This is a genomic window from Caballeronia sp. GAFFF1 (assembly GCF_023630705.1).
Classification (GTDB): Bacteria; Pseudomonadota; Gammaproteobacteria; order Burkholderiales; family Burkholderiaceae; genus Caballeronia.
Window position 1 is genome coordinate 158,765 of the sequence record NZ_JALQEM010000005.1, and the last position, 18,972, is coordinate 177,736.

Below are 18,972 nucleotides of genomic sequence, written 5' to 3' on the forward strand. Positions count from 1 at the left end.
CGGGCAGTCGTGAACGCGCGAGGTCCGTCCGGGCATGCGCTGTCGGCGAAGGCGCGCGGCTGCGCGTTGCCCGCGTCCAACAGGCGCGCGGACGGCCGATCGCCGCATGGCACGCGCGTTGGAAGCTGTCGGCTAAGCCGCGCGGCGGCCGGTTACCCGTGTCGAACAGTCGCGAATCGCGGCTCCCTCAATGGGCGTCGCCGCGGCCCTTCGCCACCGTCGGCACGCCCAAGCCGAAGATCGTAAAGGTCGAGGGCGAGCGGTCCTGCTGGCTCGTGGCGCCATGCCTGCCTGCGGCGCTCCAGCGTCCGTCGAACGTCATGGCTGCCGGCACAGGCGCAGGCAGCGCGCTCGCCTGACGGAAATACGCGGTGTTGGCTTCGGCCTGGGCCGCGGTCGCCTGGCGCAGCAGCGTCTGCGCTTGCGGGTTGCGCGGATCGAGCGCCACCGCGCGGCGGGCGTTGCGCACGGCGCAGGCGGGTTCCTGCTTCACCGTGCATGAGCGGGCGTTGGCCATGGCGCTGTCGCGTGCGCGCTCCTCGCGCGTAACATCGGCGGCCAGTTGTTGAATCTCCGGGCTCAACGCCTGATTCGCGTACAGGCCGCGCATGTGGCGGCGCGCAGCGGAGAGGTCGTGAGCGGCCAGAGCCTGCTTCACCGCGACGACGCTGCGCGCAACCGCGGGCGATGCTTTTTGCGCCGCGTTGTCCTGCGGGCGAGCGGTTGTGCTTGCGTTGGCGGCAGTTGGCGTTGCTGTCTGCGGCTGCGGCTGCGGCTGCGGCTGCGGCGCGAGACTCGGACGGTTCGCCGGCAGCGATGCCATCGGGGAGGCCTGCGCCGGGCGCGCGGCCGGCTCTAGCGATTGCGGCGCGAGGCCAGACGCTGGACGGCTCGCCGACAGCGATGCCATCGACGAGGCCTGTGCCGGATGCGTCGTCGTCGCTTGCGGCTGCGGAGCGAGGTTGGGCGCCGGGCGGTTCGCCGGCAAGGCAGCCATCGACGGGGCTTGTGCCGGATGCGTCGCCGTCGCTTGGGCCTGCGGGTCGGCGTGGGGCGCTGGCGGAGTCATCGACAAGGAAGCCACCGGCGCATGGGAACCGCCCGGCGTCGCATCGGCCTTAGCCTGCGCGCGCTCGCCCGCAGCCGGACCGATAGGAGCGTTGGCTGCGAGAGCGGACGCAGGCGACACGGATCTGGCCGAGGCCGTCGGCGCGGCGCGAGTGAGCGGCACGGCTGACGGTGCGGTGACGCCAGCACCGGTCGCAGCCGTGGCATCGGCTACCGCCGTTGGCGTCGACGAGCGCGGCGCAGTAGCGTTCTTCGTCGCGGCCTTGTCCGTCGACGGCGTGAGCGTAGGCCCGACCGCCGCGACCGCGTTGGCAGGCGCAGACGTGCGGGCGTGCGCAGCAGTCGCCGACGCTGCTGGCGGGACCGCCGCGCCCGCTAACCCGACCGCGCTTGCAGGCGCGGAGGCGCGCGCTTGCGTCGAAGTCGCCGACGTTGGGGTTGCCGTGGCGTTGTCCGTCGATCGCGCGATGGTGGGCGGGACCGTCGCGGCCGCGCGTGCTGACGCGGAGGCGCGCCCTTGCGCCGAAGCTGCCGACGTTGACGTCGCGGCGGCGTTGTCCGTCGATAGTGCGACTGTGGGCGGGACCGTCGCGGCCGCGCTTGCAGACGCGGAGGCGCGCGCTTGCGCCGAAGTCGCCGAAGTCGCCGACGCTGACGTCGCCGCGGCGCTGTCCGTCGATCGCGCGACTGTGGACGGGACCGTCGCGGAAGCGCGTGCCTGCGCCGAAGTCGACGGTCCCGACGTCACGGCCGTTTTATCCGTCGATGGCGCGACCGCAGATTGAGCCGTCTCGCTTGCAGACGCGAACGTGCGCGCATGGGAAGCTGCCGCGGACGACACATCCGCCGACCGTCGCTGCGAAACGACGGGTCCGGCCGCAGTGTCGCCCTTCAACGACGCCTGGCCTTGCTCGAGAGAATCCGCCGCCGATTCGCTCCGCGATGCGTTCGCCGTCGCGGCCCCCGCGTGCGCCTGCGTGTCGTCGCGCGCGTCGTCGCTCGATGCATCGCTCCCTCGACGCTCCAGCGCCGGACGCGTCGCGTCCGCATGACTGTGCGCGTCCGAAGCGCGTTCGCCGACCGATCCTGCCGCGCTGGCGGACTTCGTCGGCGCGACGCCTGCGTCCTGCTGCGCATAGAAATATGCGCCCGCCGCCGCGCCCGCGACGACGCCGCTCACCAGCACCGCCAGCATCTTGCGCGCCGGCCGTCGCGCCGGGGCGGCGGGCTCGTCGCCCGGCTCGACGAGGCTCGGATAAGACGTCACCATCTTTCGACGCGCGAGCCGCGTGAGCCAGCCGGTGTTGCGCAGATCGACGAAGTCGTATCGCTCCTCGATGGGCGCCACGGCCGCCGCGTCGGCGACGCTCGTAAAGACGGCACCGTGGCGATCGGCGCCGCAGTACGGGCAGGTCGCCTCGCCGGTAGGCGAAATGGCGTGGCAGCGGCCGCAGATGACGGCGTCCAGCGTCAGCGAAGATTCGGATTGCGTCATGGCGCGCTCGTTCGAGTTATGGCTCGCGCAACGCGCGAAGCGAGATCACGGCAGCGGTCTATCCATGGCAACAAAAAGCCGATTGCCCACAGGCGCGTGTCCTCGTGACACGCCCCGCGCCGGGATGCCGCGTACGCCGATGCAGAGCCCATTCTTGCGACGCGGGCCGCAACGCGTCTAAGCGATTGCGCACATTCGCGTCATCATCGCGTCAGGGAAAACGCGGGGTGCGTGCGATCGGCATCTCAGGACGAACGCACGTTCTGTCGTTCGTTCGGGAGCGGGCGGAACGATGAGTACGCCTGTGCTTTGTCGGATGGCTTCGCGCGCAAAGCGTCCGCTAATAGGGGCGATAGGCGCGGCAACGCCGTTGATGGGTGCCGGACCGGCGAGCCGGAGCATGGAGTGCGTTCAGGTCCGTCAGGACCGCGAAGCAATGCGCAACGCAACGCGATTGGTGACGCGAAGTACGTGAGGGTCGACGGTCTCAGCCGTGCGCCGAGTGTCCGCCATGCCACGACGGTTACAAGCGGCAAAAGCGGACGCGCCGTCCTCGCGTCGTCACACGAGCGAACGGCAAGCAACACGAGAAACTCACACCGCGCCGCCCAAACGCAAAAAAGCCGCTCGATGAGCGGCTTCTTCGAAAATTCGTGGTGCCCAGGGCCGGAATCGAACCGGCACGCCTTGCGGCGGGGGATTTTGAGTCCCCTGCGTCTACCAATTTCACCACCTGGGCACGCTGAGTCGGCGATTATGACCCAAAACCTCGCGCTCGGCAAGCAGCGCCGGTTGTCGAATTACTGACTCAGATACGTGAACGCCCCGTTGCGGACGATGCCCATGACGCTCGCGCGCTGATCGAGGCCGACGTGGTCGCTGGCGCTCGTATTGACGACGCCGTTCGGCACCACCAGTTCATGCGCGTGCTCCAGTTCCGAGCGCAGCGCCACGCGGAATTCCTTCGTTCCCGGCTTGCCAGCCTTCAGCGCGCGCGTCGCCGCGTCCTGCAAGCGCGGATAAACGCCCGCCGCGTCGCCGGCGAACTGCGTCACCGTGCCCTTGCCGTACTTGGTCTCGTAAGCATCGACGAACGCGAGCGCCGCCTTCTTCGACGGATGATCGGCCGGCAGCGTGCGCGCGACGACCACCGGCTGCGTCGGAAAGAGCGTGCCTTCCACGTCCTTGCCGCCCAGCTTGATGAATTCCGGCGTCGCGATGCCGTGCGTCTGGTAGATCGCGCCCTTGTAGCCGCGCTCGACGAGCGTGCGCTGCGGCAGCACCGTCGGCGTGCCCGCGCCCGCGATCAGCACGGCGTCGGGTTTGACGGCCATCAGCTTCAGAATCTGACCGGTGACGCTCGCGTCCGTGCGGTTGAAGCGTTCGGTGCCGACAATCCTGATATGGCGAAGATCCGCGAACTTCGTAAACTCGGACAGCCAGCTATCGCCGTAGCTGTCCGCGAAACCGATGAAGCCGACCGTCTTCACGCCGTGATTGGCCATATAGCGCGTCATCACGTCGGCCATCGCGCGGTCGGTCTGCGCCATCTTGAACGCCCAGACCTTCTTGCCTTCCTGCGGTTCGACCACCGACGCCGAGCCGATCAGCGTAATCATCGGCGTCTGGTATTCGGCGACCGGATCGAGCGCCGCGAGTGCGGCCGGCGTGATGTTGGGGCCGACGATCACGTCGACCTTGTCCTCGGTGATCAGCTTGCGGATATTGCGCACGGCCGCGCCGGGGTCCGAGCCGTCGTCGAGAATGATGTACTGCGCGTCCTGTCCCGCGATGGTCTTCGGCCACATCAGCATCGCATTCTTGCTCGTAATGCCGATGGCGGCGGCAGGCCCCGTGCTCGACAAGTCCACGCCCACCTTGATCTGCGCGTGAGCGGCGGCGGGCAACACGGACAGCACAGCCAGCGCGGCGCCGGCGGCGAGCCGGCGCAAGAATTTCGACAACGTCATCGGAAAGCTCTCCAGGGAAGTTCGTGTTTTTGTGATCGGCATTGCGCCGTCGCCTTCAGAGTCAGAGTTCGTAGCTTTCGTGCTCGCCGGAGAGCGCCTGCTCGATCAGCTTCCGGTTCATCGAAGGCGAAAGCAGCTCGACGAGCGTATACACATAGCTGCGCAAATAGGCGCCTTGCTTGAGCGCGAGCCGCGTGACGTTCGTGCCGAATAAATGCCCGACCGGCATCGCGCGCAGATGGCGGTCGCGCTCCGGATTGAACGCGATATCCGCCATGATCCCGACGCCGAGCCCCAGTTCGACGTAAGTCTTGATGACGTCCGCGTCGATGGCTTCCAGCACGATATCCGGCGTCAGATTGCGCAACTGGAACGCATGGTTGATCTTCGTGCGCCCGGCGAACGCCGCTTCGTAAGTGATGAGCGGGTACTGCACGAGATCGTCGAGCGTGAGAAGCTTGCGTTCCAGGAGTGGATGCTCGGGCAGCATGACCGCCAGATGCTGCCACTGGAAGCAGGGCAGCGACACCAGCTCCTTATAGTTCGCGACGGCTTCGGTGGCGATGGCGATGTCCGCCTGATCGTGAATGACCATCTCGGCAACCTGCGTCGGGCTGCCTTGCAGGATGGACAGATGCACTTTCGGAAAGCGTTTCTTGAATTCCGCGATGGCGGCCGGCAGCGAGTAGCGCGCCTGCGTGTGGGTCGCCGCGATCACGAGATTGCCCTGATCCTGCGCCGCGTAGTCTTTGCCGACGCGCTTCAGGCTTTCCACTTCCTGCAGGATTTTCTCGACCGACGCGAGAATGATGCGCCCCGGCTCGGTCAGCGACCGGACGCGCTTGCCGTGCCGCGTGAAGATTTCGACGCCCAGCTCGTCTTCCAGCTCGATGATCGCCTTCGACACGCCCGGCTGTGAGGTATACAGCGCCTTCGCGGCTTCGGTCAGGTTGAAGTTCTGCCGCACGGCCTCCCGCACGAAGCGGAACTGATGCAGATTCATTTATAACCCACGCGCATATCAAAGTAATTTTTCAGTCGTTTGCAATATATAGCAGGTTTATTACTATCAGTCCAATTTTTCCAATATCCATAGCTGTTTTTGTCATTAGCAAATGAGTGTTCCGTCTGAACGGCGCGCGCATCGGCGAATCAATGGATATCTGACGCGCGGCGCAACCTAGGGCGCCGGCGGCTAAACAAAAACTTGGGGCCCCCGAATGTACCAATACGATCAGATCGACCAGCGAATCGTTGACGAACGAGTCGCGCAGTACGCCGATCAGGTTCGCCGGCGTCTGTCGGGCGAGTTGAGCGAGGAAGAATTCCGTCCGCTGCGGCTGCAAAACGGCCTGTACATGCAGCGCCACGCGTACATGCACCGCATCGCGATTCCGTACGGCAACCTTCGCAGCGACCAGTTGCGCATGCTCGCCACCATCGCGCGGGAGCACGACCGCGGCTACGGCCACTTCTCCACGCGCACCAACATCCAGTTCAACTGGATCGAGCTGGAAGAAACGCCGGAAATCCTGCGCAAGCTCGCGTCGGTGCAAATGCACGCGATCCAGACGTCGGGCAACTGCATTCGCAACATCACGGCGGACCAGTTCGCGGGCGTGGCGCCGGACGAAACCGTCGACCCGCGTCCGTGGGCCGAAATCATGCGCCAGTGGTCCACGTTCCACCCGGAGTTCGCGTGGCTGCCGCGCAAGTTCAAGATTGCGGTGTGCGGCTCCGCGGAAGACCGCGCGGCCGTGCAGATTCACGATCTCGGCGTCTATCTGAAGAAGAACGCAGAGGGTGAAGTCGTCGCGAGCATTCTCGCGGGCGGCGGGCTTGGCCGCACGCCGATCATCGGCGCGGTCATCAAGGAAGACCTGCCGTGGCAGCATCTGCTCACGTACTGCGAAGCCGTGCTGCGCGTGTATAACCGCTACGGCCGCCGCGACAACATGTACAAGGCACGCATCAAGATCCTCGTGAAGGCGCTGTCGCCCGAGAAGTTCGCGAAGCAGGTCGAAGAAGAGTGGGCGCATCTGAAAGATGGTCCCTCGACGCTCACGCAGGGCGAAGTGGACCGCGTGTCGAAGTTCTTCGCGCCGCCCGTGTACGAAAAGCTGCCGGACACGGACGCCTCGTACGAGAAGCATCTGATCGAAAGCAAGCCGTTCGCGCGCTGGGTCGAGCGCAACGTGCGTCCGCACAAGATTGCCGGCTACGCGGCGGTCACGCTGTCGCTGAAGCCGACGGGTGTCGCGCCGGGCGACGCGACCGACAAGCAGATGGACGAAGTCGCCAATCTGGCCGACGAATTCTCCTTCGGCGAAGTCCGCGTCTCGCACGAGCAGAACCTGATTCTCGCGAACGTGAAGAAGCGCGATCTGTACGCCGTCTGGGAGCGCGCGAGGGCGATCGGTCTCGCGGCGGCGAACATCGGCCTGCTGACGGACATCATCTCGTGCCCGGGCGGCGATTTCTGCTCGCTCGCGAATGCGAAGTCGATTCCGATCGCGCAAGCCATCCAGGAACGCTTCGACAACGCCGACTATGTCTACGACCTGGGCGACCTGTCGATCAACATTTCGGGCTGCATGAACGCGTGCGGCCATCACCACGTCGGCAACATCGGCGTGCTGGGCGTCGATAAGGACGGCTCGGAGTGGTATCAGGTGACGCTCGGCGGCGAGCAGAGCTCGGGCGCGACGGGCGCGCATCTCGGCAAGGTCATCGGGCCGTCGTTCTCGGCGCATGAAATGCCGGACGTCGTCTCGAGCGTGATCGACACCTTCGTCGAGAACCGTATGGAAGGCGAGCGCTTCATCGAGACGTTCGGCCGCATCGGCATCGCGCCGTTCAAGGAGCGCGTGTACGCATCGCGCCAAGCCCACGCTTAAGGATCTGCAGATGACGTTGATTATCAAAAACCGCGCGGTCGTCGAAGACGAGTTCACCGTCGTGCGCGCGGGCGAAGACGGCGTGCTCCCGGCCGTCGATGCGCTTCCCGCAGGCAAGGTGATCGTGCCCTTCGCGCTGTGGAAGGACGCGAAGGACGCGCTCTTGGCATCCCGCGCGAAGGAATCGCTCGGCGTGTGGCTCGCGCCTGACGACGAACCCGCCGACCTCGCGCCGGATTTCGACAAGATCGCGGTGATCGCAGTCGATTTCCCGGTGTTTCGCGATGGCCGCGGCTTTTCCATCGGCCGCCTGTTGCGCGAGCGCTACAACTGGACGGGCGAGTTGCGCGCCATCGGCGACGTGCTGCGCGATCAGGTGTTCTTCCACTACCGCTGCGGCTTCGACGCCTTCGCCGTGCGCGCGGACAAGGACATCAACGACGCGCTCAACGCGTTCAACGAATTCAGCGAGCTGTATCAGGGCGCGACCGACAACCCGGAACCGCTCTTCCGCCGCCGCGCCGCGGTGCTCGCCACGCTCGGAGCCTGAGGCATGACGCCAGAACTGCAAGCCAAGGTTGAACGCCTCGACGCGCTGCTCGATTCGATCGCAGCGCGCCACGAGCGCGTCAAGCTAGCCAGCAGCCTTGCCGCCGAAGACATGGTGCTCACGCACGCCATTCTTTCGCGCAAGGTCGGCATCGGCATCTTCTCGCTGAACACGGGACGCCTGCACGCGGAAACGCTCGGCATGATCGACCGCGTGAAGGAACGCTACGGGTACGACATCGAGCAGCTTCATCCGCAGCAAGCCGCTGTCGATGAATACGTGCGCGATCACGGCCTGAATGCGTTCTACGAAAGCATCGACCTGCGCAAGAACTGCTGCCATATCCGCAAGGTCGAGCCGCTCAACCGCGCGCTCGCCGATGTCTCCGCGTGGGTCACGGGTCAGCGGCGCGAGCAGTCGGTGACGCGCGCCGAACTGCACGAAGAAGAGCACGACGCGCCGCGCGGCATCGCCAAGTTCAATCCGCTCGCGGACTGGACCGAAGCGGACGTGTGGGACTACCTGAAAGCGTTCGACGTGCCGGTGAACCCGCTGCATGCGCGCGGCTATCCGAGCATCGGCTGCGAGCCGTGCACGCGCGCCGTGCGTCCCGGCGAGGACAGCCGCGCGGGCCGCTGGTGGTGGGAATCGCGCGATACGAAGGAATGCGGCCTGCACATGACCAACATCAGCAGCATCAAGATCGTCGAAGAAGCGCCAAGCTCCGCGATCTGACAAGGCGCACAGACGCCGGCTGAACCCTGTTACTGAACGCGGCCTGGAGAACCACGCCGCACAAAAAAGGATCGACGAACATGAGCACCACGCTCGACCCCAACGTCACGGCCCCGATCGTCAATCAGGCGACGCGGATGGACCACCTCGACTGGCTCGAAGCCGAGTCGATCCACATCCTGCGCGAACTCGTCGCGGAGTGCAGCAAGCCCGCGCTGCTGTTCTCGGGCGGCAAGGATTCGGTCGTCGTGCTGGCGCTTGCTCTGAAGGCGTTCGGCCTCGGCGGCAACCGCAAGACGGTGCTGCCGTTCCCGCTCGTGCATATCGACACGGGCCACAACTTCCAGGAAGTGATCGACTTCCGCGACCGTCGCGCGGCCGAATTCGGCGCGGAACTGGTCGTCGGACACGTCGAGGATTCGATCAAGAAGGGCACCGTGCGCCTGCGCCGCGAGACGGATTCCCGCAACGCCGCGCAAGCGGTCACGCTGCTCGAAACCATCGAGCAATACGGCTACACCGCGATGATCGGCGGCGCGCGCCGCGACGAAGAGAAGGCGCGCGCGAAAGAGCGCATCTTCTCGTTCCGCGACGAATTCGGCCAGTGGGACCCGAAGGCGCAGCGCCCTGAACTGTGGAGCATCTACAACGCGCGCCTGCATGCAGGCGAGCATCTGCGCGTGTTCCCGATCTCGAACTGGACTGAGCTCGACGTGTGGCAGTACATCGCGCGCGAGAAGCTGGAACTGCCGTCCATCTACTACGCGCACGACCGCGAGATCGTGCGCCGCAACGGCCTGCTCGTGCCGGTGACGCCGCTGACCCCCGTGCGCGAAGGCGAGACGCCGGAGATCGCGCAGGTGCGTTTCCGTACCGTCGGCGATATCAGCTGCACCTGCCCGGTGGCGAGCGACGCGGACGACGTCGAGAAGATCATCGCGGAAACGGCCGTGACCGAGATTACCGAGCGTGGCGCCACGCGCATGGACGACCAAGCGTCCGAAGCCGCGATGGAACAGCGCAAGAAGCAAGGCTATTTCTAAGCATCACGCTCCGAGGAACCAACGAATCATGAGCATTTATCAAGCGGAAGACCTGGGCGTGTTGCGCTTCATCACGGCGGGCAGCGTCGACGACGGCAAGAGCACGCTGATCGGCCGCCTGCTGTACGACAGCAAGGCGGTTCTGTCCGACCAGTTGTCGGCCATCTCGCGCGCGAAGAACAAGCGCACCGTCGGCGACGAAATCGACCTGTCACTGCTCACGGACGGTCTCGAAGCCGAGCGCGAGCAGGGCATCACCATCGACGTCGCGTATCGCTACTTCGCGACCGCCAAGCGCAAGTTCATCATCGCTGACACGCCGGGCCACGAGCAGTACACGCGCAACATGGTGACGGGCGCATCGACGGCGCACGCCGCGATCATTCTCGTCGACGCGACGCGCGTCACGTTCGAGAACGGCGAAGCGCAACTGCTGCCGCAGACCAAGCGCCACAGCGCCATCGTGAAGCTGCTCGGCTTGCAGCACGTGATCGTCGCGATCAACAAGATGGATCTGGCCGAGTACAGCGAGACGCGCTTCAACGAGATTCGCGATGCGTATGTCGCGCTCGCGCGTCAACTCGGTCTGGAGCATGTGCGCTTCGTGCCGGTCTCGGCGCTAAAGGGCGACAACATCGTGAGCGCGAGCGAACGCATGCCGTGGTACGCGGGCGAGCCGCTGCTCGATCTGCTCGAATCGCTGCCGGTGGCGCAGCCGAACGAGCAGGCGCTGCGTTTCCCGGTGCAGTGGGTCGCGCGTCAGGACGGCTCGCAGGCCGACGACTTCCGCGGCTACATGGGCCGCGTCGAAGCGGGCGAAGTGCGCGTGGGCGATGCGATCAACGTGCTGCCGGCGAATCGCCAGGCGACGGTCGCGGAAATCATCGCGCCGGTGCCGGGCGGCGTCGCGTCGGTGAATCGCGCGTTCGCGGGCCAGACGGTCACGATTCGCCTGACCGAAGACGTGGACGTGTCGCGCGGCGATACGTTCGTCCCGGCGACGGCTGCCGTGACTCCGGCCAAGAAGCTGGAAGCCGACCTGTGCTGGTTCGACGAAGAGCCGCTTTCGCCGCAGCGCAAGTATCTGCTGAAGCAGACGACCAACACCGTCTTCGCGCGCATCGGCGCGGTGAAAGAGGTGCTGGACGTGCACACGCTGTCGCATTCGGTGGACCGCACGACGCTCGCGATGAACGACATCGGCCGCGTGGCGCTCACGCTGCAAAAGCCGATCGTCGCGGACGAGTACGATACGCATCAGGGCACCGGCGCGTTCGTGCTGATCGACGAGGCGACGCATCACACGGTCGCGGCCGGTATGATTCGCGAAATCGCGGCTTGATGCTTGATGACGGACGAAATGCACATGGGTAAGGTCTATCTGATCGGAGCGGGACCGGGCGCGGCGGATCTCATCACCGTGCGCGGCATGCGTTTGCTCGAACAGGCGGATGTCGTGCTGCACGACGCGCTGATCGAGCCGGCCATGCTCGACTTCGCGCCGAATGCGAAGCGGATCGCAGTCGGCAAGCGCTGCGGACAGCGGTCGACCGCCCAGCATTTCATCAACAAGCAGATCGTCGATGCGGCGCGCGAGCATGGCGTCGTCGTGCGGCTGAAGGGCGGCGATCCGATGCTGTTCGGCCGCGCTGACGAGGAGATGCGCGCGCTGGAAGCGGCGGGTATCGAGTACGAAGTCGTGCCGGGCATTACGGCGGCGCTCGCGAGCGCGGCGACGCTGCGGCGGTCGCTCACGTTGCGCGGTGTATCGCGCAGTGTCGCGCTCGCGACGCACAGTCGCGCCGCGGGCAGCGAGGGCATCCGCGAGCAGGCGAAGGCTGATTCGCTCGTCTTCTACATGGGCCGCGACAGCGCGGCGGATATCGCGCAGCAGTTGATCGACGCGGGGCGGCCGGGTTCGACGCCGGTGGCGATCGTGGAGGCGTGCAGCACGCCGCGCGAACGCACGCTCACGCTGACGCTCGCGCGCATGGCGCTCGGCGAGGCGCAGGCGTGGCTTGATCCGTCGCAGCCTAGTCTTCTGATGATCGGCGAGGCGTTCAAGGAGAGGGCGTCGGCGGGAAAGCCGAAGGTGCATCTTAAAGGGATGCAGGCGGCGGCTTGATTCTCAGCTTCGTGAAAGACAAAAGCGCATCGGAGACGATGCGCTTTTTGTTTGTGCGCGCTAAGCGTCCGTTTGCCGCACGCAGTACGCGGCCACCGCATCCAGCACCGCATCGTCCTCGCCCACCGCCGTTGCGCAGTGTATGACCACATCCGGATGCGCCGCGCGGCATTTCGCGACGACTTCGGGCAGATCCCGCCGCACATGTCCGCCTTGCCCGAAGAACACCGGAACGACGGTGATCGCGTCACAGCCGTCCGCAGCTTGCGCGGCGACCGCTGCGGGCAAATCCGGCGTCATTAATTCGAGAAACGCGAGAGACACCGGATCGCCCCGCAATACGCGCAGCTTCGCCGCGAGGCGTTCGAACGGCTCGGCCCAGCGCGGATCGCGTGCGCCGTGTCCGAAGAGGATGATGCTGTGCCTGCTCATCGCGTTGTCCTCCGCTAAGCGGCCGTCAGTGCCGCTCGACCCATTTGAGACCCAGCAAGCCGATTGCCAGGTAAGCCAGCGCGGGCGCCGCCGCCGTGATCGGCGCGGGCCATGTGTTCAGCGTGCCGATATGCGAGAACAGCGTATTGAACAGCTGGAAGCTCATGCCGATCATGATGCCGCCGAACACCTTCACGCCCACCACGCCCGCCCGCGTATGCAGATACGCGAACGGCAGCGACAGCACCAGCATCACGAATACGGCGAACGGATACAGAATCTTGCGCCAGAACGCGATCTGATACCGCTGCGTGTCCTGATGATTCTCCGTCAAGTGCTGGATATAGCGGAAGAGATTGAACATCGACATGCGATCCGGCGACACCAGCAGCACCGAAAGAATCTGCGGCGTCAGCTCCGAGCGCAGCGAGAACTGCGGCAGCGTCGTCTCTTTCGCGCGATACACGGGATCGAGCGCATCGCCGGAGTTCGCCGTCTGCGGTTGCGCATCGACCAGCTGCGTTTCGGTCACGCCCGTCAGCTTCCAGTGACCCGGCGGCTCGTAAACACCGCTTTGCGCAATGCGTACGCTCGAAAGCCGGAACTTCGAATCGAATTCGTAGATGCGCACGTTCGCCACTGTCGTATCCGGGTTCAGCGTGCCGACATTGACGAAGCGCGTGACCTGTTCGCCGTTTTCCTTCGCGGAGAGCGTGTCCTTCACCCACACGCCCGACTCGAAATTCGACGACACCGACGAGCCCAGCGCCTCCAGGCGCACGCGCTCGGACAACTGATCGGCATAAGGCCCGACCACTTCGCCGATGATGTACGTCACGAGCACGAGCGGCACGCCGATCTTGAGGAGCGAGCGCAGCGCCGCGCCGGTCGAAAGCCCCGACACGCGAAAGATGGTGAACTCGGAGGCCGCCGCCATCTGCGCGAACACATAAATGGCGGAAATGAGCGCGGCGACCGGAATGATTTCGTAGAAGCGCGAGGGCGTCTGCAAGGCCACGCGCAACACCGCGAGCGTGAACTTGTAGTTGCCGTGCCCGACCGTGTTCAGTTCGTTGATCAGGTCGAAGAAGAAGAACAGGCCCGAGAACGCAAACAGAATGAAGATGAACGCGAGATAAATCTGGCGCGCGAAATATCGTTCGTAGATGCGCATGGGCTCAGGCTCCCTTCGAGCGCGTGAAGCTCGCTCGCGTGAAGAGCGGCCGGTTGCGCACGCGCAGCCAGAAGATGAACGCGACGAGGGCGAGCACCAGCACATGCAGTCCGACAATGCCGACGCCGAACGAGAGCTTGCCCTGTTCGATCCACGACTGCACCACGTTCAGCAGGTTCGAATACGTGAGATAGATCAGCACCGCCATTACGAGATTGATGGTCCGGCTGCGGCGCGGGTTCTGATAAGACAGCGGAATGGCAAGCAGCATCAGGTTGATGGCGATGAGCGGCAGGCCCATGCGCCAGGCAAATTCCGCGAGGTTTTCCCTGGTCGGATTGGCGAGCAGATCGGGCGTGGAGATGCCGGTCGTGGTGGGCGTATTGACCACCTGATGGCTCATGATCTTCACGCCATATCGCGCGAATTCCATGATGCGGAAGTTCGGCTGGCCGGGCGTGCCGTCGTAGCGCCGCCCGTCTTCCAGCACGATGAAGCGGTCGCCGTCCGCGCGCGTTTCCGTGTGGCCGTTCTTCGACACGATCACGTTGACCTTGCCGCCTTCCGTGCTCGTGACGAACACGTTTTCCACGTGCCCCTGATCCGGCGACATCTTCTCGATGAAGAACACGCGGTGGCTCGACGGCGATTCGCGAAACTGGCCGGGCGCGAGCAGTGACACTTCGTCGCGCTGCTGGAAACGCGCCTTGATGAGCTTGCTTTGCTGGTTCGACCACGGCCAGCCGATGAACGCGAAGAAGATGATGAGAATGATGATCGGCGTGGAGAACACGGCGATCGGCTTGATGAGCTGCGTCTGGCTCACGCCCGAGGCGAGCCATACGACCATCTCCGAATCGCGATACCAGCGCGTGAGCACGAAAAGAATCGAGACGAAGAGCGTCACGATCAACATGACGGCGAGATAGCCGATGACGGTGAGGCCGATCAGCACGACGACATCGCGCGGGTCGACCTGACCTTGCGCCGCGAAGCCGACGATGCGGATCATCATCGTCGTGAGCATGATCGTGAGCAGCACCATGAATACGGCGCCGGCCGTATACGCGAGTTCGCGCTGCAGGGAGCGTTCGAAGATCATTGATTTCTGCTTGAGGCCGGCGGCGATGCGGCTACGCGTTGACTGACCCGGGAAATGCAGCTTCGTTCCCCGGCGCCGCGAGCCTGTGACCGCCGCGGTAAAAATAGCGGATAATTGCGGCTTTCATCCTTCAGCCTGGATTTTACCGAGGATAAGCGCGATGGACTTTAGCATAAAAGCCTGTGATTGGAGCAAAGGCGAGTCAAATGGTTTCCTGACCGGAAAGGCCGATGTCGTGGTGCTGGGCGTCTTCGAAGCGCAGACGCTCTCGGGCGCGGCCCTCGCCTTGGATCTCGCGACGAAGGGCTTGATTTCGCGCATCGTGAAGGCGGGCGACATGAGCGGCCGCGCGGGCACCACGCTGCTGGTGCCCGAAGTCACGGGCATCGGCGCGGCGCGCGTGCTGCTCGTCGGCCTCGGCAAGCAGGACGCGTTCAGTCAGAAAGCGTATGGCGAAGCCGTGCGCGCGGCGTGGCGCGTCATTCTCGGCACGAAGATCGCGCAAGTCACGTTCACGCTCGCGCAACTGCCCATCCAGGAGCGCAGCGGCGACTGGGCGGTGCGCGCCGCCATCCTCGCGCTGCGCGAGCTTACCTACAAGTTCACGCAGATGAAGAGCAAGCCCGAAAACGGCGCGCGCTCGCTGAAGAAGATCGTCTTCAGCATCGACCCCGCGGAAGAAAAAGCCGGCCGCACCGCGATCAAGCAGAGCGTCGCGATTGCGAACGGCATGGACCTGACGCGCGATCTCGGCAATCTGCCGCCGAATGTCTGCACGCCGACCTATCTCGGCCAGACCGCGAAGCAGCTCGGCCGCGACTGGAAGCTGAAAGTAGACGTGCTCGGCCTCAAGCAGATCGAAGCGCTCAACATGGGCTCGTTTCTTTCCGTGGCGAAGGGTTCGGTGCAGCCGCCGCAGTTCATCGTCATGCAGTATCAGGGCGCGGGCGCGGGTCTAAGCGAATCCGGCAAGGGCAAGAACAAGAACGCTCCCATCGTGCTCGTGGGCAAGGGCATCACGTTCGATTCGGGCGGCATCTCGATCAAGCCCGGCGAGGCGATGGACGAGATGAAGTACGACATGTGCGGCGCGGGCTCGGTCTTCGGCACCCTGCGCGCGGTCGCGGAAATGGGTCTGAAGCTGAACGTGATCGGCATTGTGCCGACGTGCGAGAACATGCCTGCGGGCAACGCGCTGAAACCGGGCGATATCGTCACCGCAATGAACGGCACGACCATCGAAGTGCTGAACACGGACGCCGAAGGCCGCCTCATTCTGTGCGATGCGCTCACCTACGCCGAACGCTTCAAGCCCGCCGCGGTGGTCGACATCGCCACTTTGACGGGCGCGTGCATCATCGCGCTCGGCCATCACAACACGGGCCTGTTCTCCAAAGACGACGCGCTCGCGGGCGAACTGCTCGACGCATCGCGCGAGGCAGTCGATCCGGCGTGGCGTCTGCCGCTCGACGAGGAGTATCAGGATCAGCTCAAGTCGAATTTCGCGGATGTCGCGAACATCGGCGGGCGTCCGGCGGGCAGCGTGACGGCGGCGTGCTTCCTGTCGCGCTTCGCGCAGAACTATCCGTGGGCGCATCTGGATATCGCGGGAACCGCGTGGAAGAGCGGGGCGGCGAAGGGCGCGACAGGACGTCCGGTGCCGCTGCTCTCGCAGTTCCTGATCGACCGCGCGGGGCAGTGATCGCGCCATGACGCGCATCGACTTTCACACGAACGTCGGCGATCCGCTCGCCTATGCCTGCCGCCTCGCGCGCAAGGCGTATGCGAGCGGGCGCTCGCTCGTCGTGCTCGCGGAGCCGCAGCGCCTCGCCGCGTTCGACGAACAGTTGTGGACCTTCGCGCCGCTCGAGTTCGTGCCGCACTGCATGGCGAAGAGCGCGCTCGCGCAGGAAACGCCGGTCGTGCTCGCCCCCGACCTCGACGACGTGCCGCATCATCAGGTGCTCGTGAATCTGGGCGCGCCGGTGCCCGCGCAGTTCGCGCGCTTCGAGCGTCTGGTGGAAATCATCGGCGACGACGCCGACGAGCTTGCGGCAGGGCGCGAGCGCTTCCGCTTCTATCGCGACCGCGGCTACGCCATCGAAACGCACAAGCAAGGCGGTTGAGCGAACAGTGCGCATGCCCGCGCCGCGTTAGCATCGGCGCGTGGAGACCACTGAGAGACCATCCGACATCATGACCGACAACACGCACACGCCCGAATCTTTCGATTCGTCCATTCCCGTTCTCACCGAGGTCGTCGTGCCCGGCAAGCCGGAATTCGCGCGCGCCGCGGGCGTCAACGACGCGGCGGCCGCTTACGAGGCGCAGCGCGTCGGCGAGCGCCTGCAAGGCCGTGTCACGCAGTTTCTGAGCGGCGATGCCCGCGCAATCATCGAGGCGCGTTGCCAGGACGTGCTGCGCGAGCATTCGGCGAAGATGGTGCAGGAGATCACGCGCGAAGTGTCGCTGGCGCTCGAAAGCAAGATGCGCGAGTGGGTGGCCGTGGCGGTCGAGGAAGAGTTGCAGCGGCAGCGGGGCGGCTGAGCCTCGCGTTGCCGGAACGACAAAAGGGGCGCATCGAGCGCCCCTTTTGCTTGCATCAGCGAATGTAGTCGATCAGCGTCAGCCCGTCACCGCTCCGCGATTCGCTGGCAGCGCGAGCGCCGCGAACTTCGCCAGCACGCCGCGCGTGTACTTCGGCGCGGGCTTTTTCCAGGCGGCGCGGCGGCGCGCGATTTCCGCGTCGTCCACGTTCAGTTGAAGCAGCAGCTTGTGCGCGTCGATGGTGATGGAGTCGCCTTCCTGCACCAGCCCGATCGTGCCGCCCGCGAACGCTTCGGGCGCGACGTGGCCGACCACCATGCCCCACGTGCCGCCGGAAAAACGCCCGTCGGTGATGAGCCCGACCGATTCGCCCAGCCCCTTGCCGATGATCGCCGATGTCGGCGCCAGCATCTCCGGCATGCCCGGGCCGCCCTGCGGGCCGAGATAGCGCAGCACGACGACATCGCCGGCCTTGATCTTGTCGGCGAGAATCGCTTCCATCGCGGTTTGCTCGTCGTCGAACACGCGCGCCGGGCCGGTAATGACCGGGTTCTTGAGGCCCGTGATTTTTGCGACCGCGCCGTCTTCCGCGAGATTGCCGCGCAGAATGGCGAGGTGGCCTTCCTTGTAGAGCGCCTGCTCGATCGGGTAGATGACCTTCTGATCCGCGCGCGGCTTGCCCGGCACGTCCTTCAGCTCTTCGGCGAGCGTGCGGCCGGTGATCGTGATGCAGTCACCGTGCAAGAGACCCGCGTCGAGCAGGATCTTCATCACTTGCGGGATGCCGCCGGCCTTGTGCAGGTCCGTCGCGACATACTGGCCCGAGGGCTTCAGGTCGCAGATGACCGGCACTTTCTTGCGCATGCGCTCGAAGTCGTCGATGCTCCATTCCACTTCCGCCGCGTGCGCAATGGCGAGGTAGTGCAGCACGGCGTTGGTCGAGCCGCCCGTCGCCATGATGAGCGCGACCGCGTTTTCGATCGACTTCTTCGTGATGATGTCGCGCGGCTTCAGGTCCTTCTTCACCGCTTCAACGAGCACGCGCGCCGATTCGGCGGCGGAGACGACCTTTTCGTCGTCGGGGTTCGCCATCGTCGACGAATACAAGAGCGACATGCCGAGCGCCTCGAACGACGAGCTCATGGTGTTGGCCGTGTACATGCCGCCGCACGAGCCGGTGGACGGGCACGCGTTCTTCTCCACGCCCTTGAAGTCCTCTTCCGACATGCGGCCCGCCGTGAACTCGCCGACCGCCTCGAACGACGACACGATGGTCAGATCCTTGCCCTTCCAGTTGCCCGGACGAATGGTGCCGCCGTACACGTAGATGCCCGGCACGTTCATGCGCGCCAAGCCGATCATGCCGCCCGGCATGTTCTTGTCGCAGCCGCCGATCACCACGACGCCGTCCATCCACTGACCTTGCACGGCCGTCTCGATACAGTCCGCGATCACCTCGCGCGACACGAGCGAGTATTTCATGCCTTCGGTGCCCATCGACATGCCGTCGGAGATCGTCGGCGTGCCGAACACTTGCGGATTCGCGTTGGACTGCTTGATCGCCGCGATGGCGGCATCGGCGAGGCGCTGCAGGCCGGCGTTACACGGCGTGATGGTCGAATGGCCGTTGGCGACGCCGATCATCGGATTGTCGAAATCCTCTTCCTTGTAGCCGAGGGCGTAGTACATCGAACGATTGGGCGAACGCGCGACGCCCTGCGTCACGTTTTTCGAGCGGCGATTAAAGGCCATGTTGGGGCTCCTTGAAGATTCTTTTGTCTAGTGGCGCAAGAATGCAGCGTCGGCTTGTGTCTGTCCAATATATTATTCAGGG

At 65.0% G+C, this 18,972-nt stretch carries 16 protein-coding genes and 1 tRNA gene; 9 read left to right on the forward strand and 8 right to left on the reverse strand.

From position 1 onward, the window contains the following. Positions 1–187 precede the first annotated feature (187 nt). The 4 genes from NCR37_RS03045 to NCR37_RS03060 form a co-directional block, all read right to left on the reverse strand. Positions 188–2,563, reverse strand: coding sequence for a hypothetical protein (locus NCR37_RS03045; protein WP_250471486.1), 2,376 nt, complete (start codon positions 2,561–2,563; stop codon positions 188–190). 654 nt (positions 2,564–3,217) lie between these two features. Next, positions 3,218–3,302, reverse strand: a tRNA-Leu gene (locus NCR37_RS03050). Positions 3,303–3,363: 61 nt separating this feature from the next. Next, a complete protein-coding gene (locus NCR37_RS03055) occupies positions 3,364–4,533 on the reverse strand; it encodes an ABC transporter substrate-binding protein (protein ID WP_250471488.1) in 1,170 nt (389 codons plus the stop codon). A 61-nt stretch (positions 4,534–4,594) separates the two neighbouring features. Continuing rightward, positions 4,595–5,536 carry a CysB family HTH-type transcriptional regulator gene (locus NCR37_RS03060; RefSeq protein WP_250471489.1) on the reverse strand — a complete coding sequence of 314 codons (942 nt, stop codon included), beginning with the start codon at positions 5,534–5,536 and terminating at the stop codon, positions 4,595–4,597. 217 nt (positions 5,537–5,753) lie between these two features. On the opposite strand from NCR37_RS03060, the gene NCR37_RS03065 reads away from it, so the two are divergent. The 6 genes from NCR37_RS03065 to cobA all read left to right on the forward strand — a co-directional run bounded on the left by NCR37_RS03065 (position 5,754) and on the right by cobA (position 11,883). Further along, positions 5,754–7,430, forward strand: a complete 1,677-nt coding sequence (locus tag NCR37_RS03065; protein ID WP_250471491.1) for a nitrite/sulfite reductase — start codon at positions 5,754–5,756, stop codon at positions 7,428–7,430. A 10-nt stretch (positions 7,431–7,440) separates the two neighbouring features. Further along, on the forward strand, positions 7,441–7,980 hold the full coding sequence (locus tag NCR37_RS03070) for a DUF934 domain-containing protein (RefSeq protein WP_250471493.1): 540 nt from the start codon (positions 7,441–7,443) through the stop codon (positions 7,978–7,980). A 3-nt stretch (positions 7,981–7,983) separates the two neighbouring features. After that, positions 7,984–8,715, forward strand: a complete 732-nt coding sequence (locus NCR37_RS03075; protein WP_250471495.1) for a phosphoadenylyl-sulfate reductase — start codon at positions 7,984–7,986, stop codon at positions 8,713–8,715. An 80-nt stretch (positions 8,716–8,795) separates the two neighbouring features. Then, complete coding sequence (cysD, locus tag NCR37_RS03080) at positions 8,796–9,758, forward strand: sulfate adenylyltransferase subunit CysD (RefSeq protein ID WP_250471496.1); 963 nt, start codon at positions 8,796–8,798, stop codon at positions 9,756–9,758. 28 nt (positions 9,759–9,786) lie between these two features. Continuing rightward, positions 9,787–11,100 (forward strand): sulfate adenylyltransferase subunit 1, encoded by a 1,314-nt coding sequence (locus tag NCR37_RS03085; RefSeq protein WP_284506766.1) that lies wholly within the window; start codon positions 9,787–9,789, stop codon positions 11,098–11,100. A 24-nt stretch (positions 11,101–11,124) separates the two neighbouring features. Continuing rightward, entirely contained in the window at positions 11,125–11,883 is a 759-nt protein-coding gene (gene cobA, locus NCR37_RS03090) for a uroporphyrinogen-III C-methyltransferase (RefSeq protein ID WP_250471498.1), read from the forward strand. Between the two features lie 60 nt (positions 11,884–11,943). Here the strand turns inward: cobA and NCR37_RS03095 are convergent, their stop codons facing one another. The 3 genes from NCR37_RS03095 to lptF are packed head-to-tail and all read right to left on the reverse strand — an operon-like array spanning position 11,944 to position 14,591. Further along, positions 11,944–12,315, reverse strand: coding sequence for a sirohydrochlorin chelatase (locus NCR37_RS03095; RefSeq protein WP_250471499.1), 372 nt, complete (start codon positions 12,313–12,315; stop codon positions 11,944–11,946). A gap of 25 nt (positions 12,316–12,340) precedes the next feature. Continuing rightward, entirely contained in the window at positions 12,341–13,489 is a 1,149-nt protein-coding gene (gene lptG, locus NCR37_RS03100; RefSeq protein WP_250471502.1) for an LPS export ABC transporter permease LptG, read from the reverse strand. A gap of 4 nt (positions 13,490–13,493) precedes the next feature. Next, positions 13,494–14,591: an LPS export ABC transporter permease LptF gene (gene lptF / locus NCR37_RS03105; protein ID WP_250471504.1), complete on the reverse strand. Its 1,098-nt coding sequence runs from the start codon at positions 14,589–14,591 to the stop codon at positions 13,494–13,496. Between the two features lie 160 nt (positions 14,592–14,751). Here lptF and NCR37_RS03110 point away from each other — a divergent pair, with 160 nt between their 5' ends. From NCR37_RS03110 to NCR37_RS03120, 3 genes are all read left to right on the forward strand, one after another. Next, a complete protein-coding gene (locus NCR37_RS03110; RefSeq protein WP_250471505.1) occupies positions 14,752–16,293 on the forward strand; it encodes a leucyl aminopeptidase in 1,542 nt (513 codons plus the stop codon). A gap of 7 nt (positions 16,294–16,300) precedes the next feature. Beyond that, a complete protein-coding gene (locus NCR37_RS03115; protein WP_250471507.1) occupies positions 16,301–16,717 on the forward strand; it encodes a DNA polymerase III subunit chi in 417 nt (138 codons plus the stop codon). A gap of 70 nt (positions 16,718–16,787) precedes the next feature. Beyond that, positions 16,788–17,138, forward strand: coding sequence for a DUF2486 family protein (locus NCR37_RS03120; RefSeq protein ID WP_250471510.1), 351 nt, complete (start codon positions 16,788–16,790; stop codon positions 17,136–17,138). A 78-nt stretch (positions 17,139–17,216) separates the two neighbouring features. On the opposite strand, the gene ilvD is transcribed toward NCR37_RS03120, so the two are convergent. After that, complete coding sequence (gene ilvD / locus NCR37_RS03125) at positions 17,217–18,890, reverse strand: dihydroxy-acid dehydratase (protein WP_250471512.1); 1,674 nt, start codon at positions 18,888–18,890, stop codon at positions 17,217–17,219. Positions 18,891–18,972 lie beyond the last annotated feature (82 nt).